General features: G+C 33.6%; 24 protein-coding genes. All 24 read right to left on the bottom strand.

All coding sequences use genetic code 11. The annotated features are described in order from the left end of the window. The 24 genes from pyrH to ftsY all read right to left on the bottom strand — a co-directional run bounded on the left by pyrH (nucleotide 1) and on the right by ftsY (nucleotide 24,330). Nucleotides 1-723, bottom strand: a complete 723-nt coding sequence (pyrH, locus tag COI44_RS05200) for a UMP kinase (protein WP_097975483.1) — start codon at nucleotides 721-723, stop codon at nucleotides 1-3. A gap of 96 nt (nucleotides 724-819) precedes the next feature. Next, nucleotides 820-1,704, bottom strand: coding sequence for a translation elongation factor Ts (tsf, locus tag COI44_RS05205; RefSeq protein WP_098426979.1), 885 nt, complete (start codon nucleotides 1,702-1,704; stop codon nucleotides 820-822). Nucleotides 1,705-1,833: 129 nt separating this feature from the next. Continuing rightward, nucleotides 1,834-2,532, bottom strand: a complete 699-nt coding sequence (gene rpsB, locus COI44_RS05210) for a 30S ribosomal protein S2 (protein WP_098426980.1) — start codon at nucleotides 2,530-2,532, stop codon at nucleotides 1,834-1,836. A gap of 578 nt (nucleotides 2,533-3,110) precedes the next feature. Continuing rightward, complete coding sequence (locus COI44_RS05215) at nucleotides 3,111-3,881, bottom strand: FliA/WhiG family RNA polymerase sigma factor (protein WP_286163770.1); 771 nt, start codon at nucleotides 3,879-3,881, stop codon at nucleotides 3,111-3,113. A 1,236-nt stretch (nucleotides 3,882-5,117) separates the two neighbouring features. Next, nucleotides 5,118-5,897 (bottom strand): GTP-sensing pleiotropic transcriptional regulator CodY, encoded by a 780-nt coding sequence (gene codY / locus COI44_RS05220; protein ID WP_056470865.1) that lies wholly within the window; start codon nucleotides 5,895-5,897, stop codon nucleotides 5,118-5,120. A gap of 85 nt (nucleotides 5,898-5,982) precedes the next feature. Further along, entirely contained in the window at nucleotides 5,983-7,374 is a 1,392-nt protein-coding gene (gene hslU, locus COI44_RS05225) for an ATP-dependent protease ATPase subunit HslU (protein ID WP_098426981.1), read from the bottom strand. An 11-nt stretch (nucleotides 7,375-7,385) separates the two neighbouring features. Then, nucleotides 7,386-7,931, bottom strand: coding sequence for an ATP-dependent protease subunit HslV (hslV, locus tag COI44_RS05230; protein WP_056470870.1), 546 nt, complete (start codon nucleotides 7,929-7,931; stop codon nucleotides 7,386-7,388). Between the two features lie 47 nt (nucleotides 7,932-7,978). Then, nucleotides 7,979-8,878 carry a tyrosine recombinase XerC gene (xerC, locus tag COI44_RS05235; RefSeq protein WP_098426982.1) on the bottom strand — a complete coding sequence of 300 codons (900 nt, stop codon included), beginning with the start codon at nucleotides 8,876-8,878 and terminating at the stop codon, nucleotides 7,979-7,981. A 64-nt stretch (nucleotides 8,879-8,942) separates the two neighbouring features. Next, nucleotides 8,943-10,247 carry an FADH(2)-oxidizing methylenetetrahydrofolate--tRNA-(uracil(54)-C(5))-methyltransferase TrmFO gene (gene trmFO / locus COI44_RS05240; protein ID WP_098426983.1) on the bottom strand — a complete coding sequence of 435 codons (1,305 nt, stop codon included), beginning with the start codon at nucleotides 10,245-10,247 and terminating at the stop codon, nucleotides 8,943-8,945. Nucleotides 10,248-10,439: 192 nt separating this feature from the next. Continuing rightward, the gene (gene topA / locus COI44_RS05245) at nucleotides 10,440-12,515 is read right to left on the bottom strand and encodes a type I DNA topoisomerase (protein ID WP_098426984.1); all 2,076 of its coding nucleotides are present in this window, start codon (nucleotides 12,513-12,515) and stop codon (nucleotides 10,440-10,442) included. Nucleotides 12,516-12,773: 258 nt separating this feature from the next. Then, entirely contained in the window at nucleotides 12,774-13,640 is an 867-nt protein-coding gene (dprA, locus tag COI44_RS05250) for a DNA-processing protein DprA (protein WP_098426985.1), read from the bottom strand. A 61-nt stretch (nucleotides 13,641-13,701) separates the two neighbouring features. Then, a complete protein-coding gene (sucD, locus tag COI44_RS05255) occupies nucleotides 13,702-14,616 on the bottom strand; it encodes a succinate--CoA ligase subunit alpha (protein ID WP_098426986.1) in 915 nt (304 codons plus the stop codon). Between the two features lie 16 nt (nucleotides 14,617-14,632). Further along, complete coding sequence (gene sucC / locus COI44_RS05260) at nucleotides 14,633-15,793, bottom strand: ADP-forming succinate--CoA ligase subunit beta (protein WP_056470885.1); 1,161 nt, start codon at nucleotides 15,791-15,793, stop codon at nucleotides 14,633-14,635. Between the two features lie 363 nt (nucleotides 15,794-16,156). After that, the gene (locus COI44_RS05265) at nucleotides 16,157-16,924 is read right to left on the bottom strand and encodes a ribonuclease HII (protein ID WP_286163785.1); all 768 of its coding nucleotides are present in this window, start codon (nucleotides 16,922-16,924) and stop codon (nucleotides 16,157-16,159) included. A gap of 67 nt (nucleotides 16,925-16,991) precedes the next feature. Further along, complete coding sequence (gene ylqF, locus COI44_RS05270; protein ID WP_098426988.1) at nucleotides 16,992-17,894, bottom strand: ribosome biogenesis GTPase YlqF; 903 nt, start codon at nucleotides 17,892-17,894, stop codon at nucleotides 16,992-16,994. A gap of 45 nt (nucleotides 17,895-17,939) precedes the next feature. Continuing rightward, the gene (lepB, locus tag COI44_RS05275; RefSeq protein ID WP_056470894.1) at nucleotides 17,940-18,494 is read right to left on the bottom strand and encodes a signal peptidase I; all 555 of its coding nucleotides are present in this window, start codon (nucleotides 18,492-18,494) and stop codon (nucleotides 17,940-17,942) included. A 154-nt stretch (nucleotides 18,495-18,648) separates the two neighbouring features. Beyond that, complete coding sequence (rplS, locus tag COI44_RS05280; RefSeq protein ID WP_025569026.1) at nucleotides 18,649-18,993, bottom strand: 50S ribosomal protein L19; 345 nt, start codon at nucleotides 18,991-18,993, stop codon at nucleotides 18,649-18,651. Between the two features lie 130 nt (nucleotides 18,994-19,123). Continuing rightward, nucleotides 19,124-19,870: a tRNA (guanosine(37)-N1)-methyltransferase TrmD gene (trmD, locus tag COI44_RS05285; protein WP_098427112.1), complete on the bottom strand. Its 747-nt coding sequence runs from the start codon at nucleotides 19,868-19,870 to the stop codon at nucleotides 19,124-19,126. After that, nucleotides 19,870-20,385: a ribosome maturation factor RimM gene (rimM, locus tag COI44_RS05290; RefSeq protein ID WP_098426989.1), complete on the bottom strand. Its 516-nt coding sequence runs from the start codon at nucleotides 20,383-20,385 to the stop codon at nucleotides 19,870-19,872. Before rimM ends, trmD begins: the two co-directional genes overlap by 1 nt. 274 nt (nucleotides 20,386-20,659) lie before the next feature. Next, nucleotides 20,660-20,887 carry a KH domain-containing protein gene (locus COI44_RS05295; RefSeq protein ID WP_087998621.1) on the bottom strand — a complete coding sequence of 76 codons (228 nt, stop codon included), beginning with the start codon at nucleotides 20,885-20,887 and terminating at the stop codon, nucleotides 20,660-20,662. A 14-nt stretch (nucleotides 20,888-20,901) separates the two neighbouring features. Continuing rightward, nucleotides 20,902-21,174: a 30S ribosomal protein S16 gene (gene rpsP, locus COI44_RS05300; RefSeq protein ID WP_025569022.1), complete on the bottom strand. Its 273-nt coding sequence runs from the start codon at nucleotides 21,172-21,174 to the stop codon at nucleotides 20,902-20,904. Between the two features lie 135 nt (nucleotides 21,175-21,309). Continuing rightward, nucleotides 21,310-22,653: a signal recognition particle protein gene (gene ffh / locus COI44_RS05305; protein WP_098426990.1), complete on the bottom strand. Its 1,344-nt coding sequence runs from the start codon at nucleotides 22,651-22,653 to the stop codon at nucleotides 21,310-21,312. 16 nt (nucleotides 22,654-22,669) lie between these two features. Then, complete coding sequence (locus COI44_RS05310) at nucleotides 22,670-23,002, bottom strand: putative DNA-binding protein (RefSeq protein WP_098427113.1); 333 nt, start codon at nucleotides 23,000-23,002, stop codon at nucleotides 22,670-22,672. 335 nt (nucleotides 23,003-23,337) lie between these two features. Beyond that, nucleotides 23,338-24,330: a signal recognition particle-docking protein FtsY gene (ftsY, locus tag COI44_RS05315; RefSeq protein WP_098426991.1), complete on the bottom strand. Its 993-nt coding sequence runs from the start codon at nucleotides 24,328-24,330 to the stop codon at nucleotides 23,338-23,340. Nucleotides 24,331-24,333 lie beyond the last annotated feature (3 nt).

Below are 24,333 nucleotides of genomic sequence, written 5' to 3' on the forward strand. Positions count from 1 at the left end.
TTATTTCCCCTTTACTATTGTTCCAATATTTTCGCCAAGTACGGCACGTTTAATATTACCTTCTTCCATAATTGAGAATACAATTAATGGAATATCATTGTCCATACATAAAGAAGATGCAGTTGAATCCATTACACCTAAACCTTCTTTTAATACGTCTAAATATGTAAGAGTTTCGTATTTTACAGCAGTTTTATCGATTGATGGGTCAGCTGTATATACTCCGTCTACATTATTTTTTGCCATTAAAATAACATCTGCTTCAATTTCAGCAGCACGTAATGCAGCAGTAGTATCAGTTGAGAAATAAGGATTTCCTGTACCAGCAGCAAAAATTACAACACGTTTTTTCTCTAAATGACGAATTGCTTTACGACGGATATATGGTTCAGCAACTTGACGCATTTCAATTGATGATTGTACACGAGATTGTACACCAAGTGTTTCAAGACTATCTTGAAGTGCTAATGAGTTCATTACAGTACCTAACATGCCCATGTAGTCAGCTGTAGCTCGGTCCATACCCATTTCGCTACCTGTCTTTCCACGCCAAATGTTACCAGCACCTACTACTACTGCAACTTCAACATCTAGTTCTGCAATTTCTTTCACTTGTTCAGCAATTGATTTAATAACTGATGGATTAATTCCAAATCCTTGTCCGCCTGCTAGTGCTTCACCACTAAGTTTTAATACTACGCGATTATACTTTGCTTTACTCATAATACCCTCCATTTACGTACATCTATGTATTTACGTTTCTTTAAAAAATAGGGAACACATAGTGTCCCCTATTTTCATTCAAAGTAACTAACTAAATTAGTTACCTTTTACTTGATTCATTACTTCTTCAGCAAAGTTATCTTCACGTTTTTCTAAGCCTTCTCCAACTTCATAACGAACGAAAGATTTAACAGTTCCGTTAGCAGCTTTTACGAATTGACCTACTTTAACGTCTGGGTTTTTAACGAAAGATTGATCTAACAAACAGATTTCTTCGAAGTATTTACCAATACGTCCTTCTACCATTTTAGCAACGATGTTTTCAGGTTTACCTTCGTTTAATGCTTGTTGAGTTAAAATTCCACGCTCATGCTCAACTTCTTCTTGAGAAACAGCATCACGAGAGATATATTTAGGGTTGATTGCAGCGATGTGCATAGATACGTCTTTAGCAACATCTTCTTTAGTTGTTCCTTCTACTACTGATAGAACACCAATACGACCGCCACTGTGTAAGTAAGCACCAAATGCATCAGCATCTGTTTTAGAAACTAATTCAAAACGACGTAAAGAGATTTTTTCTCCAATTTTAGCAATTGCATGGTTGATGAATGTTTCAACAGTTTCACCAGTTTCCATTGTTTGTGCTAAAGCTTCTTCAACAGTTGCAGGTTTGTTAGCAACGATATGTTTTGCAAGAACAGAACCTAATTCTTTGAAACCTTCGTTTTTCGCAACGAAATCAGTTTCAGAGTTTACTTCGATTAATACTGCATCGTTTCCAGATACTTCAACGAAAGTTAAACCTTCAGCAGCGATACGGTCACCTTTTTTAGCAGCTTTTGCGATCCCTTTTTCACGAAGGTAGTCGATTGCTTTGTCCATGTTACCTTCAGTTTCAGTTAATGCTTTTTTGCAATCCATCATACCAGCGCCAGTTTTTTCACGTAATTCTTTTACCATTTGAGCAGTAATTGCCATAATATTTCATCTCCTATATGTAAGTTTATTTTTATTCAATCGTTTTATAAGGTAAACAATTTTCGATTATTTTAACCTTTAAAAAAGGTGATAAAAGGCTAAAACCTCTTATCACCTTTCAATTTCTCATTAAGCAGTTGTTTCTTCGCCTTGTTTCGCTTCAAGAATCGCATCTGCCATTTTTGATGTAAGAAGTTTTACAGCTCTAATAGCATCGTCGTTTGCTGGGATAACGTGATCGATTTCATCTGGATCACAGTTAGTGTCAACAATACCGATGATAGGAATGTTTAACTTACGAGCTTCAGCAACAGCGATACGCTCTTTACGAGGATCAACAACGAATAATGCATCAGGAAGTTGCTTCATGTCTTTGATTCCGCCTAAGAATTTTTCAAGACGATCTAATTCTTTTTTAAGTTGAATAACTTCTTTCTTTGGTAACACTTCAAAAGTGCCATCTTCTTGCATTCTTTCGATATCTTTTAAACGTTTAACACGTTTTTGGATTGTTTGGAAGTTTGTTAACGTTCCACCTAACCAACGTTGGTTAATGAAGTACATACCAGAACGAATTGCTTCATCTTTAATAGCTTCTTGAGCTTGTTTTTTAGTACCAACGAAAAGGATGTTTCCACCTTCAGCAGCGATACCTTTCATTACGTTGTAACACTCTTCAACCTTTTTAACTGTTTTTTGTAGGTCGATGATGTAGATACCGTTACGCTCAGTGAAGATGTAACGTTTCATTTTTGGGTTCCAACGGCGTGTTTGGTGACCGAAGTGAACACCAGCTTCTAATAATTGCTTCATAGAAATTACTGACATTTTATTTCCTCCTAATGGTTCTTTTTCCTCCGCTCACGTCTTCTTCTCCTATCACTCCCAAACTGGGTAGCACCAATAAGAAAATCGGCAAGCGTGTGTATTAACACCATGGACTACTATAGCATATACATCATTAATTATCAAGAGAAAACGAGAAATTATTGTCGAAGTTTCAACAATGGTGGCATTTCCTTATCTCTAAATAAATCCTTCTTCCATTTTCATCCATAGAAAGTTTATTTTTAGATCATCGAACTGCTATTATTCGAATTTGGGCTATTCTTCCATACTAAATGATTAACACTTGAAAGCAATAAATTAAGTGATTTAGAATTGATCATTCACCTATACCAACAACTGAATCTTTATCAGTATTGGGAATTTTTGTTAATTTATTCAACTTAATCGTATTCTTCTTCATAATTTAGTAAATAGTTAAATAAGAAATTGTCAATATAGCAAGTAATGTGAGGCTGATTCCCACTACACAAATATAAATAGTCTTAAAAAGCATTATACGAATCATTTTTAATAGAATTAAAAATCCTAAACGAATCAATGTAGAGTTTACAAAGCTCTTATATATTATTTTTACTTAAAAGATCCCTTAATTTAAAAATAGATTTAGCGTGGATCTGAGAAACTCTTGAAGTCGATAAATTAATAATTGTTCCTATTTCAGTAAATGTTAATTCTTCATGATAATACAAACTTATTACTAACTGCTCTTTCTCATTTAATTCAGTTACAATCGTCTTGGCAAGCAACCTTATTTGTTCATCTTTCAGTAGCATTTCTTCTGGTGTTAGTGTTTCATGATCTTTTATTGTATGAATAAAATTAACTTGTCCATCTCCAGCATCTTTGATTTGTTCATCTACAGACAACATATTTGAGAAAAACACATCATTTATGACATTAACAACTTCCATCGAAGAATAACCAGTATAAAGTGCTATTTCTTCAGGTGTAGCTTTTCGTTCAAGAGCCGGTTCTAACTTTTCAATTGCACATTCAATTTTTTTTGCTTTATCTCGAATTGATCTAGGTAACCAGTCTTCTTTACGAAGACCATCCAATATATTACCACTTATTCTAATTGAAGCATATGTTTCAAATTTTAAATCTCTTTTCGGGTCAAATTTCTCTAGTGCGTCATATAAGCCCATCATCGCTAAACTGTGTAAATCATCTCTGCTGACACTTGAAGGTAATCTTTGAGCTATACGATGTACTTGAAAGTGAACTAGTGGCATATAAATCTGCATTAACGCATCTCCAGCATCTAAATCACGATCTTCAATCCACATTTTCCAATAACTTTGTGAAACATTTTTTTGAACTTGCAACACGTCTTTCACCTCAGCGAATTACCATATTATGTTTAATACTTGATTGACAATTTGTTTTTAAATAGTGATTTTTGGTGTAAATTTCTTTTTTAGGCAACATTTAATTAAAAGGAATTAAAACTTTACTCAAGTTTAATTCTTACTATTGAATATGCAGTTCCCAATTAAATATGTAATATCATGTCTCCCAAGTAGTCGATTGAGCTACCTTTTCGTTCTAATCAAATAATCATCAAAAGGAGTTTACAATAAATCTAGAATCAATTCATCAAATTCTTCTTTTATTACTATTTAGCCTTTCAATTCCCCTATTATTAAACGGCTAAATAGTAATAAATATGAATCTATTAATTTTATTCAATATTCGTTACGAATCAATCCATATCGTGTGCTTATGCCTCAAGTATGACAAAAACTCAATTGCTCTCATTTCTATCCTTTTAAAAATTATATTATTAAAATTCTTTAATTTATTCACCCATTCTTTAAAATAATGTGAAACTTTTTAAAACACAATAAAAAAATATATTTTTTCGTTTTTTTAAAATAATTGTTCCTATATTTCAGAGTTCTTTTTTTTATATAATAGATGTTTTTTTAGGATGATTTTAGTTTTACCTAATAAAGAACAAATTTAAACAGTTCAATATTCATTAATTTATACTAGTAAAAAATAGCCTTTATTGAATATTGTTGTTCAGTAATTAACTGTTTACGTCCAAAAGTTTATTAAATTTAACGAGGTAGACATAATGGGTTAATACAAAAGAAAGTAGGGTAGATGTATAAAACTTCCCTACTTGTTTGATATTTTACTTCATTAACTTCGTCTTAAGGAGTGTATGTATCTGGAGTGGAAATAAACAGACATATACTAAAAAACAACAATATATTTGAAAACAGCCAACAGTATAAAAGTAGAAAATACCATTACAATTCTATTATCGAATTCACTCTAAAAATTGTATCCGAAAAAAACAAATAATTATTAAATTTTATCACTATAATCAAGTAAATATTTTTTAATCATACCATAATTTCCAATTCGTCTATATATATCATTTATACAAAAGAGGAAATAGTCTCTATTTATTTAATCTTTTTATTCCAATATAGAAATATGCAAAATTTTGAACATAATAAAGACAAAAAAACCTTTTCACAATTATTCATTGAGAAAAGGTTCATACTTAATTTTATCATTTTATCTTCTTTAAGAAGTGATTTTATTAATTAGTTAGATTTTAATTTCTCTAACTCTAATAAGAATTTGTCATTTAGTACTTTAATATAAGTACCTTTCATTCCTAGTGATCTTGACTCGATAACACCAGCACTTTCTAATTTACGTAGTGCATTTACGATAACAGATCTTGTAATTCCTACTCGGTCAGCAATTTTACTTGCTACTAATAAACCTTCATAGCCATTTAATTCTTCAAAAATATGTTCGATTGCTTCTAATTCGCTATATGAAAGAGATGAAATAGCCATTTGTACAACAGCTTTACTTCTAGCTTCTTCTTCAATTTCTTCTGCTTTTTCACGTAGAATTTCCATACCTACTACTGTAGCGCCATATTCAGCTAAGATTAAATCATCATTTTCAAAATCATGATTAATTCGAGCTAGAACAAGGGTACCTAAGCGCTCACCACCACCGATAATTGGTACAATAGTTGTTAAACCGCCAGAAAATAAATCTTTATTTTCAACTGGGAATGCAGTATGTTCACTATTGATGTCTATATTTGATGACGTTTCATTAATATTAAATAGGTTTTGTGTATATTCTTCAGGGAATTGGCGATCGCTGAACATTTTTTGCATACGCTCATTTTCGATTTTTTGGTGTAGACCGTAGCCTAATAATTTCCCTTTACGACTTAAAATAAATACATTTGATTCAATAACTTCTTCTAATGTATCTGCCATTTCTTTAAAGTTAACTGGCTTCCCTGCAGATTGTTGTAATAACTTATTAATCTTTCTTGTTTTTTCTAATAATTGCATCTTTCTAAATGCCTCCTATTTAATTGTACGTTTCCTTTGAACTTCTTAGCAATCTAATGGCTGAATTCAAAATGTTTTAGCTAAATCATAAAATGAATTGACTTATATCTTTATCTTTTGCAATATTTGCGAGCTTTTCATTTACATATTGAGGTGTAATCATAATTGTTCCCATTTGAATTTCAGAAGCCTCAAACGATAGGTCTTCAAGAAGCTTTTCCATAATAGTATGCAATCTTCTTGCTCCTATGTTGTCTGTCGTCTGATTAACTTCAAATGCTATTTCTGCTATTCTACGTATAGCATCGTCAGAAAATTCGATTTGTATACCTTCTGTAGACAATAAAGCTTTATATTGTTTAATAATTGAAAAATCAGGCTCAACTAAAATACGAACAAAATCTTCAACAGATAATTTCCCTAATTCTACACGAATTGGGAAGCGACCTTGTAATTCAGGTATTAAATCTGATGGTTTTGAAATATGAAATGCACCAGCTGCAATAAATAGGATATGATCCGTTTTAACCGGTCCATATTTTGTCACAACTGTACTTCCTTCAACAATTGGTAAGATATCTCTTTGTACTCCCTCTCTCGAAACATCTTGAGTAGAGTTTTGTTTACTTGCAATCTTATCAATTTCATCAATGAAAATAATACCTAATTGCTCAGCCCTATAAACTGCTTCTTGAGTTACTTCATCCATATCGATTAATTTCTGAGCTTCTTCATTCGTTAAAATCTTACGAGCTTCTTTAACAGTAAGTTTTCTTTTTTTAGTTTTCTTTGGAAATAGACTACCTAATGACTCTTGGAAGTTCATTCCCATTTGTTCCATTCCAGTTCCTTGCATAAAATCTAGCATCGGAGCTTGTTGTTGCTCTACTTCAATAGACACAAGTTCTTCTTCTAGTTTTCCAGATAATAGTTGAAATTCTATATTTCTTCTTTTAGATGTTAATTCTGTGTCATTCTCTTCTTGCTCAGCATTCGAGTTTTGTGAATCTTGATTAAAAAGCATCTCAAGTGGGTTTTTGAATGAAGCTTGTTTTTTCATACTTGGTGCTAAAAGTTTTACTAATCTTTGATTCGCATTTTTTTCAGCTTGATCTTTCACCTTATTCATACGCTCTTCTTTTACAATTCGAATAGAAGTTTGGACTAAATCACGAACCATTGATTCTACATCTCTTCCAACGTATCCAACTTCTGTAAATTTAGTAGCTTCAACTTTAATAAATGGCGCGCCAACTAGTTTTGCCATCCTTCTAGCAATTTCAGTTTTACCAACACCTGTTGGACCAATCATTAAAATATTTTTTGGTGAAATTTCATCACGGAATGACTCTTCAAGTAAACTTCTACGATATCGATTTCTGAGTGCAATTGCTACTGCTTTTTTCGCTTGTTGCTGTCCAACAATATATTGATCAAGTTTTTCAACAATTTGACGAGGCGTGAAAGAAGTACTCATAATACACTCTCCTATTCTAATTCTTCTAAAATTATATTTCCGTTCGTATAAACACAAATATCACTTGCAGTTTTTAAACTAGCATATGCAATTTGTTTTGCTGAAAGATTTTCCCCTGCGTTTTCCTTTAGCGCACGGCCTGCTGCAAGGGCGTAATTCCCTCCAGAACCGATTGCAAGAATTCCATCGTCAGGCTCAATTACTTCACCAGTACCAGAAATTAATAATAATGAATTATGATCCATTACGATTAGCAATGCTTCAAGTTTATGTAATACTCGATCTGTTCTCCATTTTTTTGCTAATTCAACAGCAGCTCGTTGAATATTACCATTATATTCAACTAACTTGCCCTCAAAAAGTTCGAATAAAGTAAATGCATCTGCAACAGATCCTGCAAAGCCAGCTAAAACTTTTCCATTAAAAAGCTTTCTAACTTTTCTTGCAGTATGCTTCATTACTACTGCATTTCCAAAAGTTACTTGGCCATCACCAGCCATGGCACTTTTACCATCGTGTCTGATTGCGAAAATCGTTGTAGCATGAAAATTGGACATGTGAATCCTCCTTAGAAATGTCGATTAATTTCTAAAATTGAGCGAATTTATGCTCTAGGATGATGTAAATTGTATACCTTTTGTAATCTTTCCTTCGTTACATGTGTATAGATTTGAGTAGATGATAAATTCTCATGTCCAAGTAATTCTTGAACACTACGAATATCAGCACCGTTATCAAGCATATGCGTAGCAAAGGTATGCCTTAACATATGTGGATAGATTTTATTAGTCAACGAAGTATCTTTGATCATTTTTTCTAAAATACCACGGACACCTCTTGCCGTTAGTTTTGTACCACGGTGATTCAAAAAAAGATCGTCATTCATTTGCTTGTTAGCTACTATCAGTCTATTTCGGCCATCTTCTATATATGTATGAAGAGCTTTTTCTGCATAACTGCCAAAGGGAATATACCGCTGTTTATTCCCTTTGCCCGTTACTAAAATAGTCCCAATTTGAAAATCTATGTCTTTTAATGTCAAATTACAGCATTCGCTTACTCGGATTCCGGTAGCATATAGCAATTCTAAAAGAGCTTGATTTCTTTGTCCAAGTTCCGTATCTAGATCGCTAATCTTAAATAGTTTTTCAAGTTCTTCCTTGTATAAAAATCTTGGTATCATAGTTTCTTTTTTAGGAAGTGACGCTAATACAAAAGGATTCTCTTTTGCTTCATTTTCTCTCATAAGAAAACGATAGAAACTTCTTAAACAAGAAATATGCTTTGAGACTGTACGTCTTGATAGCTGTTTGTCATGCAAAGTTGTTAAATAGAGACGAACATCAGAATAAGTAACTGAAGAAAATGAAATAATGGATTGTTGCTCCATAAAAACTAGAAATTGTTCAACAATTTTTTTATAACTATTTAATGTGTATTGTGAAGAGTTTTTCTCTAATTGTAAATACTGAATGAATAATTGACACAATATTTTAATATTCAAGGTAATTTCTCCTCACAAGCCACTACATACTAACATATTAAGTAGCTATTTGCAATTTATTTTCTTAACATTCTACAAAATTCATAATTGATTCTAATGCACGGTTTGCATAAGCTTCATATCGTTCTTGTTTTCTTTTAATTTTGACATCAAGCTTAGGGAATAGACCGAAATTAGCATTCATAGGTTGGAAGTGTTTCGCACTTGTTGTCGTTATATAATTAGCCATACTTCCAATAGCAGTTTCTGCCGGGAATACGACTAACTCTCTTTCCATTACGTATCTAGCTGCATTTATCCCCGCTACTAAACCAGATGCTGCAGATTCTACATAACCTTCCACTCCAGTCATTTGACCTGCAAAGAATAAATCTTCACGACCTTTAAAGCGATATGTTGCCTCTAATAGATTCGGTGAATTTATAAACGTATTCCGATGCATTACACCATATCTTACAATTTCAGCATTCTCTAGGCCAGGTATTAATTGTAAAACTTCTTTTTGAGGCCCCCATTTTAAATGCGTTTGGAATCCTACTATATTATATAAAGTTCCAGCACTGTCATCCTGACGTAGTTGGACAACTGCATACGGCGTCTTACCAGTCTTTGGATCCTCTAGGCCTACTGGTTTCATTGGTCCGAATAATAATGTTTGCTTTCCACGTTTAGCCATTACTTCAACTGGCATACAGCCTTCAAAGAAAATCTCTTTTTCAAATTCTTTTAAAGGAACTGTTTCTGCTGTGGTTAATGCTTCATAAAAACGATCAAATTCCTCTTCTGTCATTGGACAATTTAAGTAAGCTGCTTCACCTTTATCATATCTTGATTTTAAATATACTTTATTTAAATCAATACTTTCTTTTTCTACTATCGGAGCCGCAGCATCATAAAAATAGAAATAATCTTCACCCGTTAATTCCTTTAATTGCTGTGATAATTCAGGTGATGTTAAAGGTCCTGTTGCGATAACTGTTGGTCCTTCAGGAATTTTAGTCATTTCTTCGTTATGCACAGTTACATTTGGATGATTTTTTACATACTCAGTTACACGGCTTGCAAACTCATGTCGGTCTACAGCTAACGCACCACCTGCTGGTACAGCACACTCATCAGCAGATCGAATTATAACTGAATCTAATCTTCTCATTTCCTCTTTTAATACACCAACAGCGTTCGTTAATGTATTCGCTCTTAGTGAATTACTACAAACTAATTCAGCAAACTTATCGGTATGATGAGCAGGTGTTTGTCTAACTGGTCTCATCTCGTATAAATGTACTTTAATTCCTCTTTTTGCGATTTGATAAGCAGCCTCGCTTCCTGCTAAACCTGCCCCAATTACATTAATAAATTGTTCTTTCATTGTTAACTCCTTCTACGCTGATTCAATCAAAATTACGTAATAATATTTTATAATTTTTTTCTTAAAGATTTCTTAATAAAAAGTTGATATGAAAAGTAAAAGTGAGCAAATTAATTGCTCACACTTGTATTTAGACAAAGTCCCATAAATTTGATTTTCAGACTGATGTCTGAAGTGAGTTAAATTAATTACTCACACTTGTTGATCCTCTTTGTAGTCACAAGATACACATTGAACTTGAATACCTTTTTTCATTTTCTTTTCAACTAGTAAGTTTTCACATTTCGGACAAGGTCTTGCAATTGGCTTATCCCATGATAAGAATTCACATTCTGGATAATTCGTACATCCATAGAATATTCGATTCTTTTTCGATTTACGTTCAATTATATTCCCATCTTTACATGTAGGACATTTGACACCAATATCTTTTACGATTGCTTTTGTATTTCTGCAATCTGGAAAGTTTGAGCACGCCATGAACTTACCGTATCTGCCCATTTTAAATACCATTGGATTTCCACATAATTCACAGTCTTCACCAGCAGGTTCATCTCTAATTTCAACTTTTTGCATTTCTTTCTCAGCTATTTCTAAGTGCTTCTCAAAACCTCTATAAAATTGATCGATGATTTGAATCCAGTTCACATTACCATCTTCAATTTTATCAAGGTCGCCTTCCATTTGAACCGTGAACTCAATATTAATTACTTCTGGGAAAAACTCTACGACTAAGTCAAATACTATTTGACCTAGTTCAGTAGGTACAAATCGTTTATTATCTAGTGAAACATATCCACGTTTCTGAATCGTTTCTAAAGTTGGTACATAAGTTGATGGTCGACCTATTCCTAACTCTTCAAGCGTTTTTACTAATCTAGCTTCCGTGTAACGTGGAGGAGGTTGAGTAAAATGTTGTTCAGGTAATAGATCTTCTAATTTAACTTTTTCACCTTCAGCTAACGGTGGAAGGATACGGTCTTTTTCTTCTGTGCCATCATCATTACTTTCTATATACACCTTCATAAACCCAGGGAATTTAACTACAGATCCATTAGCTCTAAATATTACATCATTATTAATTAAGTCAACTTTAACCGTATCGAGTACTGCTGATGCCATCTGACTAGCAACAAATCGTTCCCATATTAATTTATAAAGTCGATATTGATCACGGCTAACATGTGCTTTGATTGTATCAGGCGAACGTAATGTAGACGTTGGTCTAATTGCTTCGTGAGCATCTTGTACTTTATCTGATTTCTTTTCACTTTTTTTATTTGTAGCAATAAAATCTGCACCATAAGTATCAATTATATAAGATTTTGCTTCCTCAGTCGCAACATCGGATATTCTAGTCGAATCAGTTCTCATATATGTGATTAATCCGACCTGTCCTCCACTACCTAGGGAAATTCCTTCATATAATTGCTGTGCAATCATCATCGTTTTCTTTGCACGCATATTTAATTTTCTAGCTGCTTCCTGCTGTAGTAAGGAAGTAGTAAAAGCAGTTGCTGGATTGCGTTTACGTTCTTTTCTAGTAACACTTTGAACTTCAAAGTGATCACCTTTAATTTGTGATAAAACATTTTTCACGTCAGTTTCAGAATTCAATTCCAATTTTTTACCATTAACACCGTAAAAAGAAGTATCAAATGTTTCTTTCTTTGTTAAAGCTTTACTTTTAATTGTCCAGTATTCTTCAGGTTGGAAGATTTCAATCTCTTTTTCTCTTTCGATGATTAGTCTAAGAGCGACAGATTGAACTCGACCAGCACTTAAGCCCTTTTTCACTTTCTTCCATAGTAATGGGCTTATGTTATACCCTACTAAACGATCTAGTACACGTCTTGCTTGCTGTGCGTCTACTAAATTCATATTAATTGGTCTAGGTTTTTTAAAAGACTCTTTAATAGCATCTTTTGTAATTTCATTAAACACTACACGACAATCCGATGATGTATCGATATTGAGTGTATTCGCAATATGCCATGCTATTGCTTCACCCTCGCGATCTGGATCGGCTGCTAGATAGATTTTTTTTGCTTTTTTCGCAGCAGATCTTAAATCCTTTAAAACTGGACCTTTTCCACGGATTGTTATGTATTTTGGGTTGTAATCGTTTTCTATTTCAATCCCCATCTGGCTTTTAGGTAGATCTCGAACATGTCCCATTGATGCGATTACTTTGAATTTTTTACCTAAGTACTTTTCTATTGTTTTAGCCTTTGAAGGGGACTCCACTATAACTAAATTTTCTGCCATCTTTTAAGCCTCCCGAGAGTTTCCTATTCATTACTCTCTGTATTCCTTATTTCTTTCTTTTATTCTTATGTATTCTCAAATAGATTCATAATAAGAAGAGTTCAATTTATATTTTTGATTTTCCTTCATACAATTTCAAATTGTATAGTTTATTCTATACATTAGTCAAATTTTATTTAGATATAAAATACCACAAGTCGCATTAGTATTGTCAATATTTTGTAATATAAACATATTTTTTTATTTTTTAGTATATTCCTAAAATTCCTCTAAAATATCATTTGTACATGTAATTAATTTCGCTCCATCCTGAATTAATCGATGATTTCCTTTATATTCTTCCATTATAATCGGACCTGGCACTGCAAATACCTCTCTATTATATTGAATTGCAAAATTTGCAGTAATCATCGTGCCGCTCTTCTCCTTAGCCTCTAAAACGATTAAACCTTTTGATAAACCAGCAATAATTCTATTTCTTCTAGGAAAATATCTTTTTTCTGGTCTAATATAATATGGATATTCGCTAATAACTAAATGATTTAAAGATATTTCGTTAAATAAGTTACGGTTTTCTTTCGGATAAATATAGTCTAACCCACAACCGACAACTGCAATCGTTTTTCCGTTGTGGAAAATAGCTGAATGATGTGCAATCGAATCGCATCCGGATGCCATTCCACTTACAATAACACAATTTTCTCTTATCAGACCTAATATTAATGAATCACAAATAATTTTTGCAAATGAAGTTGGTTTTCTAGCTCCAATTATACTCAACATAAATTGTTTATTAAGGATATTTTGATTACCTTTCAAATATAAAACAAAGGGAGGGTCACATATTTCTCTTAACAAATCCGGGTATACATCATCATAAATTGTAATAATTTTAATATTTTTTTTATAGCTTTCTTTTAAAATATCAAAAATGGAAGTTGAATGAAGTTGATCATATAATTTTTCAGCGGCTATCGAAGTCATTTGAAATGTAGTTTTAAATGTAGAAGGTGAATATTGATAGAGGTTTTCTAAATGTGGATCATAGAGAAGAATCTTCTTGATTGCCTGATAGTTTTCAAATAAAAAATGATGCAAATGAATAAGTCGAATTTTATTTTTCATGTATTCTCCTTTCTTCTAATAACAAGTAGCCTCCTAACGGAGGCTACTTGTTTTATCATTCTTATACTAAAGCTTCATGTGTCTTACATTGTTCATATAAGCCACGCTCTTTTAATACACCAATTAAAGTTTCGCCCATTACTGCTGGAGTAAGTGCAACTTTAATGCCACAGCTTTCCATTGTAGCCATTTTCTCTTTAGCAGTACCTTTACCGCCTGCGATAATTGCACCAGCATGTCCCATACGTTTACCTTCTGGAGCTGTTTGACCGCCAATGAACCCTACTACTGGTTTCGCCATATTAGCTTGTACCCACTCAGCAGCTTCTTCTTCTGCAGTTCCACCGATTTCACCAATCATAATAACTGCATAAGTTTCTGGATCTTCATTGAATGCTTTTAATACATCGATGAAGTTAGTTCCATTTACAGGGTCTCCACCAATACCTACAGCTGTAGATTGACCAATACCAGCTTGAGTTAATTGATGTACAGCCTCATAAGTTAATGTACCAGAACGTGATACGATTCCAACATGACCTTTTTTATGAATGTAACCAGGCATGATACCAATTTTACACTCATCTGGAGTGATAACACCAGGACAGTTAGGACCAACTAATCTAGTCTTTTTGCCTTCCATGTACCTTTTAACATTTACCATATCAAGTACTGGAATACCTTCTGTAATACAAATAGCGATATCTAATTCTGCATCAACTGCTTCCATGATTGCATCAGCAGCAAATGCTGGTGGTACGTAGATTACAGATGCATTAGCACCAGTAGCTTCAACTGCATCTTTAACTGTATTGAATACAGGTACGCCAGCAATGTCAGTTCCACCTTTACCAGGAGTTACACCACCAACGATTTTAGTTCCATACTCTAACATTTGAGTTGTATGGAATAAGCCTTGTGAACCAGTAATACCTTGTACAATGACTTTTGTATCTTTATTAATGAATACGCTCATTTTTATCCTCCCTTTCTTAGCCTACAAGTGCAACGATTTTTTCAGCGCCATCCGCCATTGAATCTGCTGCAACAATGTTTAAGCCTGACTCATTAAGAATCTTCTTACCTAATTCAACATTCGTTCCTTCTAAACGAACAACTAATGGTAAGTGTAAACCAACTTGTTTAGTTGCTTCGATTACACCTTCAGCAATAACATCACACTTCATGATGCCACCGAAGATATTAACGAAAATACCTTTAACATTTTGGTCAGAAAGGATGATTTTAAACGCTTCTGTAACTTTCTCAGCTGTAGCACCGCCCCCAACATCAAGGAAGTTAGCGGGATCTCCACCGTAGTGTTTAATGATATCCATTGTAGCCATTGCTAGACCAGCACCATTAACCATACATCCGATATTTCCATATAAAGAAATATAGTTTAAGTCATACTTAGAAGCTTCGATTTCTTTTGGATCTTCTTCTTCTAAGTCACGGTAAGCTAAAATGTCTGCATGACGATATAAAGCATTTGAGTCAAAGTTTAACTTTGCATCTAGTGCCATTACTTCTCCATCACCTGTAACTACTAATGGGTTAATTTCAGCGATTGAGCAATCTTTTTCGATAAACGCACTATATAAGCCCATCATGAACTTAACAGCTTTGTTTACTAGGTTGCTTGGAATGTTGATATTGAACGCAATACGACGAGCTTGGAAGCCTTGTAGACCTACTGCTGGATCAATATACTCTTTAAAGATTTTTTCAGGTGTTTTTTCAGCTACTTCTTCAATTTCAGTTCCACCTTCTTCAGAAGCCATTAATACAACTTGTGAAGTAGCGCGGTCTAAAACTAAACCAACATAATATTCTTTTTTAATATCGCAGCCTTCTTCGATAAGTAAGCGCTTAACTTCCTTACCTTCTGGTCCAGTTTGATGAGTAACTAATACTTTACCTAGAATTTCACTAGCATATGTATTTACTTCATCTAAATTTTTCGCTACTTTTACGCCACCCGCTTTACCGCGGCCACCAGCGTGAATTTGAGCTTTTACTACGCATACAGCTGTACCTAATTCTTTAGCTGCTTCTACTGCTTCTTCAACTGTGAATGCAACTTTACCATTTGGTACTTTTACGCCATAGCTTCGTAGGATTTCTTTCCCTTGATACTCATGGATATTCATGATCCATCCTCCCCTTTTAGAACAAGACAAATTAAAACACATACCTATTGTATCTCTTACCGAATATACTGTAAATACTTTAGTAGAAAAGAATTAAATATTCTATGTTTTTATATAGAAAACCCTTTCATATACAATAGTTAATGTAGTTTATCATATTACAATATTATTTTACCAATAATTTATCTTTATCCTTTGAAAATAGATTAACGACAATTAGTATCATTTTGATTTTAGGTTTATATCCTTTCGATTCATTTAACTATTTAATACAAACTTAAAATGTTAATTTTAAACGCCGTTAATCTATTATATTTTAGACCACTTCAGTAAATTGATGTAATCTAATTACCAATTATACAATCAAACTTTTTCTTTAATTGGTGCAAAGGATCTTCTATGTTCATTAATAATTCCATGCTCATCGATCGCTTTTAAATGTTCCTTAGTTCCATATCCCATATGCTTTTCAAATCCATAGTTTGGATGCTTTAAACTAAGTTCGCACATTAAAGAATCTCTTGTTTCTTTTGCAAGTACAGATGCAGCTGCTATACTGATGCTCGTTGCATCACCCTTAATGATAGATGTTTGAGAAATATCCAGCGGAAGTTTCATTGCATCAATTAATAAATGTTCAGGCGAATGAGTAAGTTGTTCGATTGCACGTCTCATCGCTAATTTAGTCGCTTCATAAATATTGATTTCATCTATTTCAGTTGAACTGGCCATACCAACCCCATAAGAAATTGCTTCTTCCTTGATTCGCTTTACGAAATACTGTCGTTTTTCTTTAGATAATTTTTTGGAATCATCTAATCCAATTAGCTCAGTATTTTCCGCTAAAATTACTGCCGCTGCTACAACAGGACCAGCTAATGGACCTCTACCAACTTCATCTACTCCTGCAATTAACTTTATATTTTGGCTGTAAAGATTCTGTTCATATTCCATCATTTTAAGGAATTTCTCTCTAGCTAAATCTCTTTTTTCTTGTTCTCTATACCATTTAGCTACTAGCTTTTGTACACCAATTCTTTGATCACTTTCAAATTCTTTTAAGAGTTCATTCGTTGGGTCAGTTAATTCACTTAGTATATTTTTTATTTCATCTATTTTCAGAGACATAATTTTGAACTCCTTTTATAACATGTTCTGTTTAGACCATAAAATTTCATTAAAAAAGAAGAAAGTACGCTTATTCTTGCGCACTTTCTTCTAATATTTCATCAGTTGTTACTTCAAGCATTGATGGATTTTCGAAAGTTAATCTTCCTAATTTCCCTGCTCTTAGCTCACGTAAAAATAAATCAGATGTCTTATCATAATCTATAATTCCGCCTGACATAAGTAATCCACGTTTCTTTCCAATATGATCAAAAATATCAACGACTTCTTCAGAAAATAAAACTTCCTCATTCATGTCATATCTTTCTTTTAATACATTTGGATAAAACTCTCTTAAATATTTAATCGCGTAAATCATTACTTCTTGTAGGTTAATGATACTATCTTTTATTGCACCTGTAGTAGCTAAACGAAGACCTACAAGTTGATCTTCAAATTTAGGCCACAATATACCCGGTGTATCAAGCAGTTCAATTTCTTTCCCTACTTTTATCCACTGCTGTGCTTGCGTTACGCCTGGACGGTCACCAGTTTTAGCAATATTTTTTCGTGCGAGCTTATTGATTAAAGTCGATTTTCCAACATTCGGGATCCCAACAATTAACGCTCTAATTGCGCGAGGTTTAATCCCTTTTGATCTCATTTTATCAAATTTCTCTTTTACAAGTATTTCACAGGAAGAAATTATTGCTTTTAACCCTTGTCCAGATGCTGCATCAATAGCAATTGCCATTACGCCTTGTTTTTCATAATGCGCTAACCATTGCTGAGTAATTCTTGGATCTGCTAAATCTGCTTTATTTAATAAAAGCAATCTTGGTTTATTTGAAATTATTTCATCGATCATTGGATTTCTAGAAGCTGCAGGTACCCTTGCATCCGCTAATTCAATTACAACATCAATTAATGATAGTTTTTCAGTAACTTGTCTTCTAGCTTTTGCCATATGGCCAGGAAACCATTGAATCGTCATGTTGCCACCTTCTTATACTTTGAATAATCAAGATTAATTTGGCTTTTATTTCGCCATTTCAACCTCAGATAACGGCCAAAAAACAAAACTTGCTCGGCCTAAAATTTCTTTTTGACTAACTGTTCCGATAATACGACTATCTTTGCTTAAACGACGATTATCACCTAAAACGAATACTTGTCCTTTCGGTACAGTTTTTCTACCCGTAATCTCTTCTAACTTAAAGTCTTCAGTTAGAGGACCATCTGTCGTTTCTTTTTTATATTCGTTCAAATATGGTTCTTTATACGGTTTACCGTTAACATATAGGACATCATTTCTATATTCTACTGTGTCACCGGGTAAGCCAATAACTCGTTTAATATAATCTTTTTCCTTTGTAGCATGGAAGACTACAATATCAAAACGTCTAGGTTCATGTAGTTTGTATACGATCTTATTTACAATCATTCTACTTTGATCCTGTAGTGTTGGCATCATTGAGATACCGTCAACTAAAACCGGTGTAAAAAGGAATGTTCGAATACCAAGTGCAAGTACAAGCGCAATAAAAATTGTTTTAACTAATTCCCAAATTCCACCACTATTGCTTTCTTTCAACCTAATCCCTCCATTTTATAACCATACGTTTTGCAGTTTTAACCAGTTAAGTTAATAACTTTATTTATGTATTCTATTTTACTTTTTATTATATCCATAATCTACAAATATTGGAAAAAAAGGAGCTTGTTTAATACAAGCTCCTTTCAAAAGACTATCGAAGTTCTTTAATTCTTGCTTTTTTACCAGTAAGTGCACGTAGGTAGTAAAGTTTAGCACGACGTACTTTACCGCGACGAACAACGTCTAATTTAGCAATTTTTGGAGTGTGAATTGGGAACGTACGTTCAACACCAACTCCGTAAGAAATTTTACGAACTGTGAAAGTTTCGCTAATTCCGCCACCACGACGTTTAATAACTACACCTTCGAATAATTGGATACGCTCACGAGTACCCTCAACAACTTTAACGTGAACTCGTACAGTATCACCAGGACGGAATGCTGGTAAGTCAGTTCTTAGTTGTTCTTTTGTAATTTCGTTGATTAAATTTTGCATAATGTATGCTCTCCTTTTCCAAGCGATGCTCTTACAAGATTTAGTGACTCGCAGCGGAACACCGAGAATAAAGGCTTAAGTATTTACTCAAGCCACAAGTTATATTAACATATTCTATTAGTGCACGCAACTAGTTTTCTTGTTTTAATTCTTCTTTTACTTGATCCATCCATTTTGACTCTATTTCAGAAAGAGAGTAGTTTTCGAGTAAATCTGGACGACGCGTTATCGTTCGTTTAAAAGATTGCTTTGTTCGCCATTCTTCAATTTTCGCATGATTTCCTGATAATAAAACATCTGGTACTTTATGGCCTCTAAATTCGGCAGGTCTCGTGTAATGAGGATGCTCTAATAATCCTGTACTAAATGAATCTTCAATTTTTGAAGTAGTATTACCAAGTACCCCAGGTAATAAACGAACGACACTATCGGCAATGACCATAGCACCAAGTTCTCCACCTGTTAATACATAATCCCCAATTGAGATTTCATCCGTCACTACATGTTCACGAATTCGTTCATCATAGCCTTCATAATGTCCACAAATAAAGATTAAGTGCTCCTCTTTTGCAAGCTCTTCAGCTTTACGTTGATTAAATCGCTCTCCTTGAGGGCATAGAAGGACTACCCTCGGCTTATTTTCACTTTTTGATACTAATTCATCAACGGCATCAAAAATCGGCTGTGGAGCTAGTACCATACCAGCGCCACCACCATATGGATAGTCATCAACATTTGAATGTTTATTCGTAGAGAAATCTCTAAAATTTACACAGCGAAACTTAACAGCCTCTTTTTCTTGTGCTTTTTTTAAAATAGAAGAATTTAAAACTCCTTCAAACATTTCTGGGAAAAGAGTTAAAAAGTCTAATTTCATCATAATAGACCTTCCATTAATTCGATTTTAACTTTTTTATTCGCTACATCTATTTCTTTCACAATTTGCTCGATATAAGGAATAAGGGCATCTTTTTGACCTTTTCTTTGAATAACCCAAACATCGTTTGCGCCTGGAGATAATATCTCTTTAATTTTTCCAATTTCTTCTCCATCAATTGTCTCAACAACACAACCAATAATTTCATGGTAATAGTACTCATTTTTATCTAGCTCGTGTAATTGATCTTCAGTAATCTTTAAAATCCCATTTTTAAGTGGTTCTACCGCGTTTAAAGATTCATACCCTTCAAATGTAAGTAAATCAAAATTTTTATGTACACGGTGACTTGTTATGATTAATTCAATTGGTGTCGATTCATTTTCTTTAAAGAAATATAAAGTATTACCTTTTACGTAACGTTTTTCTGGAAAATCAGTTCTAGAAATAACACGAACCTCTCCTCGAACTCCATGTGTATTTACAATTTTTCCGACATTTAAATATTTTTTCATTCTTTTACCTCTATATTAAAATTTCTATGTTCATTTTTAGTTTGACCATTTCGATTGTATATATGTCTACCTGAGACCATAGGCGGTTAAAACAGCTTGCCTAATACCAAGTATAGCATATCTTAAAATCATTAAAGCATCAAAAGCTACCACTTGCCCAAACGACTTACATCTATTCATAAATAGGGACTAACACACCACATTATATTGGCTTTCCCGTAAATCTCTGTAATGTTGAAAACGGCCCTTAGCTATAGCCAAGGACCGTTTTACATTACTGAATATCTAAGTGAATACGTTTTGCGTGTTCATTACTTGCTGCATATACAACCGTACGAATCGCTTTAGCAATTTTACCATGTTTGCCAATCACTCTACCAGCATCTTCAGGATTTACCTGTAAATGAAAGTATAGATTATTCTCATCTTCTTTAACTTGAAGTGAAATATCCTCTGGATGATCTACAAGACTTGAAACAATTGCATTTATGAGTGTATTCATCTTTTTTTCCATAATTACTTGCCGTTGCGAGCGTTGTGGAATTTCTCTAAGATACCAGCTTTAGAGAATAAGTTACGAACTGTATCAGATGGTTTAGCACCTGTTCCTAACCATTTTAATGCTGCTTCTTCGTTAATTTTGATTTCAGCTGGTTGAGCAACTGGATTGTAAGTTCCAATTTCCTCGATGAAACGTCCATCACGAGGAGAACGAGCGTCTGCTACTACTACACGGTAAAAAGGAGATTTTTTAGCTCCCATACGTTTTAAACGAATTTTAACTGCCATTTTTAAAGCACCTCCGAAAATATTTACAACGATTTATATATTATCAAAAACCAATACTGTTTGTAAAGTAAAATTTCTTAACAGCATAATTTTTTATTAAATGATGTTTAAATGCTGGAAAATTATACAAATAGGTTAGAATAAGCCCGGAAATTTAAAACCTTTCTTCTTCCCTTTTTGCATGCCGCCCATCATTTTCATCATTTTTTTCATTTCTTCAAACTGTTTTAATAAACGGTTTATTTCTTGTACAGGGCGACCAGAACCTCTAGCTATTCGCTTTCTGCGACTTGAGTTAATAATATCTGGTGTAAGCTTTTCCTGCTTTGTCATCGATTGAATAATTGCCTCTACATGAGCGATTTGTTTATCGTCAATTTGCACATCATTCAATCCTTTAATTTTGTTTGCACCTGGCATCATTTTTAAAATATCACCAAGTGGTCCCATTTTTTTAACTTGAGAAAGTTGGTCTAAGAAATCATCTAAAGTAAAAGATGCATTTCTTAATTTTTGTTCCATCTCTTTTGCTTTTTCTTGGTCTACGTTTTCTTGTGCCTTTTCAATTAAAGTAAGCACATCACCCATTCCTAGAATACGTGATGCCATTCGTTCTGGATGGAACGGCTCAATTGCATCTAGTTTTTCACCAAGTCCAACAAATTTAATTGGAGTATTCGTCACTGCACGAATTGATAATGCTGCACCACCACGAGTATCGCCATCAAGCTTCGTCAAAACGACTCCAGTTAAACCTAATTGATCATTAAAGCTTTGTGCCACATTGACTGCATCTTGTCCTGTCATTGCATCAACAACTAGGAAGATTTCTTCAGGTTTTGAAAGTTCTTTAATTTGTGCAAGTTCTTCCATTAAACCTTCGTCAATATGTAAACGACCTGCAGTATCAATTAGGACATAATCATGATGTTCATCCTTAGCATGTTGAATTGCTTGTTTCGCAATTTCAACCGGACTTACTTGATCACCTAATGAAAATACTGGCAAATCTAATTGTTTACCTAATGTTTGAAGCTGTTTAATCGCGGCAGGACGGTATATATCTGCTGCAACTAAAAGTGGCTTACGATTGTACTTTTTTCGAAGTAAATTCGCTAATTTACCTGTCGTTGTTGTTTTACCAGCACCTTGTAAACCAACCATCATAATAACAGTCGGCGGGCGATTTGCAACAGCAATTTTGCTTTGTTCTCCACCCATTAATGCCGTTAGTTCTTCTTGAACTACCTTTACAACATGTTGACCAGGCGTTAGGCTTTGTAATACTTCTTGTCCTACAGCTCGTTCAGAAACACGTTTCACAAAATCTTTAACAACTTTAAAATTAACATCCGCCTCTAGTAAAGCAAGACGAACTTCTCTCATCATTTCCTTGACATCAGATTCAGATACTTTACCTTTGCCTCGAACCTTTTGTAATGTCTTTTGAAGTCGGTCGGCTAATCCTTCAAATGCCATAAAACCGTCCTCCTTATTATTCTAATTTCTCTAACGCATCGATCACTCGAAGAAACTCGTCATCTACAACTTTACCTTTTTTAGCATAAGTTTTCAAATGATTTAAAAGTTCATTTCGTTGTTGAAATTTTTTAAGAAGTAATAATTTCTCTTCGTATTCTTCTAACATAGCTTCAGTACGTTTTATATTATCATAAACCGCCTGTCTACTAATGTTAAACTCTTCCGCAATCTCACCTAAAGAATAGTCATCTAAATAATATAATGACATATAGTTTTGTTGTTTTGGAGTTAAAAGAGAATGATAAAAATCATATAGATAATTGATTCTCATCGTCTTATCTAACATTGTATGATCTGCCAAAACTATCACTCCTTTGTTAAGTGAATTGCCTTTACATATGCTAGTTTACCTAATACACAAATATCTGTCAAGTTTTTTACTTGACGATTTATAAAAATCAAAACAGCATAATTAAATTGAACTTTTATCCTAATTGTAATAACTTAGCAAAGTTGAAATTCACGTTATTTGTTAGTTAATTTCAACTGTGGGGCGCATGCTTTTTATGGGTCATCCCTGCATTCATCTTGGTCTTACTAATCTCTCTATTCACACAATTTAAAAAAAGTGGATATGTCTTTCAACTTAAAACAAATCCACGTCATTTCTTAATTTTAAAATTATGCTTCTTTATTCATTAAATCTCCAAATAGGCCATATACAAATTGTTCCGCTTGGAATGGTTGTAGGTCGTCCATTTGTTCTCCAAGGCCGACGAATTTAACTGGTACTTTTAGTTCGTTTCGGATTGCTAAAACAATACCACCTTTAGCCGTTCCGTCTAGTTTCGTTAAGACGATACCAGAAACATTTGTAGCTTCGGAGAATGTTTTTGCTTGAACAAGACCATTTTGGCCCGTTGTTGCATCAATTACTAGTAATACTTCGTGAGGTGCACCAGGTACTTCTCTAGCAATGACATTACGTACTTTTTCAAGTTCTTTCATTAAGTTTACTTTATTTTGTAGGCGACCAGCTGTGTCACAAAGTAAAACATCTACTTTACGAGCTTTTGCAGCTTGAACTGCATCATACATTACTGCAGCTGGATCTGATCCTTCACCTTGTTTAATTGTATCTACACCAACACGTTGACCCCATACTTCTAACTGTTCAATTGCTCCGGCTCTAAATGTGTCACCTGCAGCAAGTAGTACTTTTTTGCCTTCAGTTTTTAGTTTATGAGCGATTTTACCAATTGAAGTTGTTTTTCCTACTCCGTTAACTCCAACGAATAAAACAACTGTTAAACCATCAGGATTTAAATTTAACTCAAATGAATCATCAGTTGAATCATCACCTTTATACAATTCAACTAATTTTTCAGAAATAACCTCTTGTACACCTTTTGGATCTTGAATATTTTTTCGTTTAACTTCAAATTTCAAGTCCTCTACTAATTCCATTACTGTGTTTACACCAACATCAGCCATAATTAGAATTTCTTCAAGTTCTTCAAAAAAATCTTCATCTACTTTACGGTATCTAGCAAATAAATCGTTTAACCCTTCTGTCAGGTTATTTCTTGATTTCTCTAATCCAGATTTAAATTTTTGAGTCACTGACTCCGTTTGCTTCGAGATTGTTTCTTTTAATTTCTTAAAAAAGCTCATAAT

Origin of the sequence: Bacillus sp. AFS088145 (assembly GCF_002564465.1) — a bacterium.
Taxonomy (GTDB): domain Bacteria; phylum Bacillota; class Bacilli; order Bacillales; family Bacillaceae_G; genus Gottfriedia.

What these genes read in the sequence shown, in the direction of transcription:
- pyrH (WP_097975483.1), bottom strand. Translation starts at nt 723, where the DNA reads ATGAGTAAAGCAAAGTATAATCGCGTAGTATTAAAACTTAGTGGTGAA.
- dprA (WP_098426985.1), bottom strand. Translation starts at nt 13,640, where the DNA reads ATGAAAAATAAAATTCGACTTATTCATTTGCATCATTTTTTATTTGAA.
- tsf (WP_098426979.1), bottom strand. Translation starts at nt 1,704, where the DNA reads ATGGCAATTACTGCTCAAATGGTAAAAGAATTACGTGAAAAAACTGGC.
- COI44_RS05295 (WP_087998621.1), bottom strand. Translation starts at nt 20,887, where the DNA reads ATGAATACACTCATAAATGCAATTGTTTCAAGTCTTGTAGATCATCCA.
- hslU (WP_098426981.1), bottom strand. Translation starts at nt 7,374, where the DNA reads ATGAGTACTTCTTTCACGCCTCGTCAAATTGTTGAAAAACTTGATCAA.
- rpsP (WP_025569022.1), bottom strand. Translation starts at nt 21,174, where the DNA reads ATGGCAGTTAAAATTCGTTTAAAACGTATGGGAGCTAAAAAATCTCCT.
- hslV (WP_056470870.1), bottom strand. Translation starts at nt 7,931, where the DNA reads ATGTCCAATTTTCATGCTACAACGATTTTCGCAATCAGACACGATGGT.
- rplS (WP_025569026.1), bottom strand. Translation starts at nt 18,993, where the DNA reads ATGCAAAATTTAATCAACGAAATTACAAAAGAACAACTAAGAACTGAC.
- ylqF (WP_098426988.1), bottom strand. Translation starts at nt 17,894, where the DNA reads ATGACGATTCAATGGTTTCCTGGCCATATGGCAAAAGCTAGAAGACAA.
- rpsB (WP_098426980.1), bottom strand. Translation starts at nt 2,532, where the DNA reads ATGTCAGTAATTTCTATGAAGCAATTATTAGAAGCTGGTGTTCACTTC.
- codY (WP_056470865.1), bottom strand. Translation starts at nt 5,897, where the DNA reads ATGCAATTATTAGAAAAAACAAGAAAGATTAATAAGTTATTACAACAA.
- ffh (WP_098426990.1), bottom strand. Translation starts at nt 22,653, where the DNA reads ATGGCATTTGAAGGATTAGCCGACCGACTTCAAAAGACATTACAAAAG.
- trmFO (WP_098426983.1), bottom strand. Translation starts at nt 10,247, where the DNA reads ATGAAAGAACAATTTATTAATGTAATTGGGGCAGGTTTAGCAGGAAGC.
- COI44_RS05310 (WP_098427113.1), bottom strand. Translation starts at nt 23,002, where the DNA reads ATGTTAGATAAGACGATGAGAATCAATTATCTATATGATTTTTATCAT.
- rimM (WP_098426989.1), bottom strand. Translation starts at nt 20,385, where the DNA reads ATGAAAAAATATTTAAATGTCGGAAAAATTGTAAATACACATGGAGTT.
- sucC (WP_056470885.1), bottom strand. Translation starts at nt 15,793, where the DNA reads ATGAATATCCATGAGTATCAAGGGAAAGAAATCCTACGAAGCTATGGC.
- sucD (WP_098426986.1), bottom strand. Translation starts at nt 14,616, where the DNA reads ATGAGCGTATTCATTAATAAAGATACAAAAGTCATTGTACAAGGTATT.
- topA (WP_098426984.1), bottom strand. Translation starts at nt 12,515, where the DNA reads ATGGCAGAAAATTTAGTTATAGTGGAGTCCCCTTCAAAGGCTAAAACA.
- ftsY (WP_098426991.1), bottom strand. Translation starts at nt 24,330, where the DNA reads ATGAGCTTTTTTAAGAAATTAAAAGAAACAATCTCGAAGCAAACGGAG.
- trmD (WP_098427112.1), bottom strand. Translation starts at nt 19,870, where the DNA reads ATGAAATTAGACTTTTTAACTCTTTTCCCAGAAATGTTTGAAGGAGTT.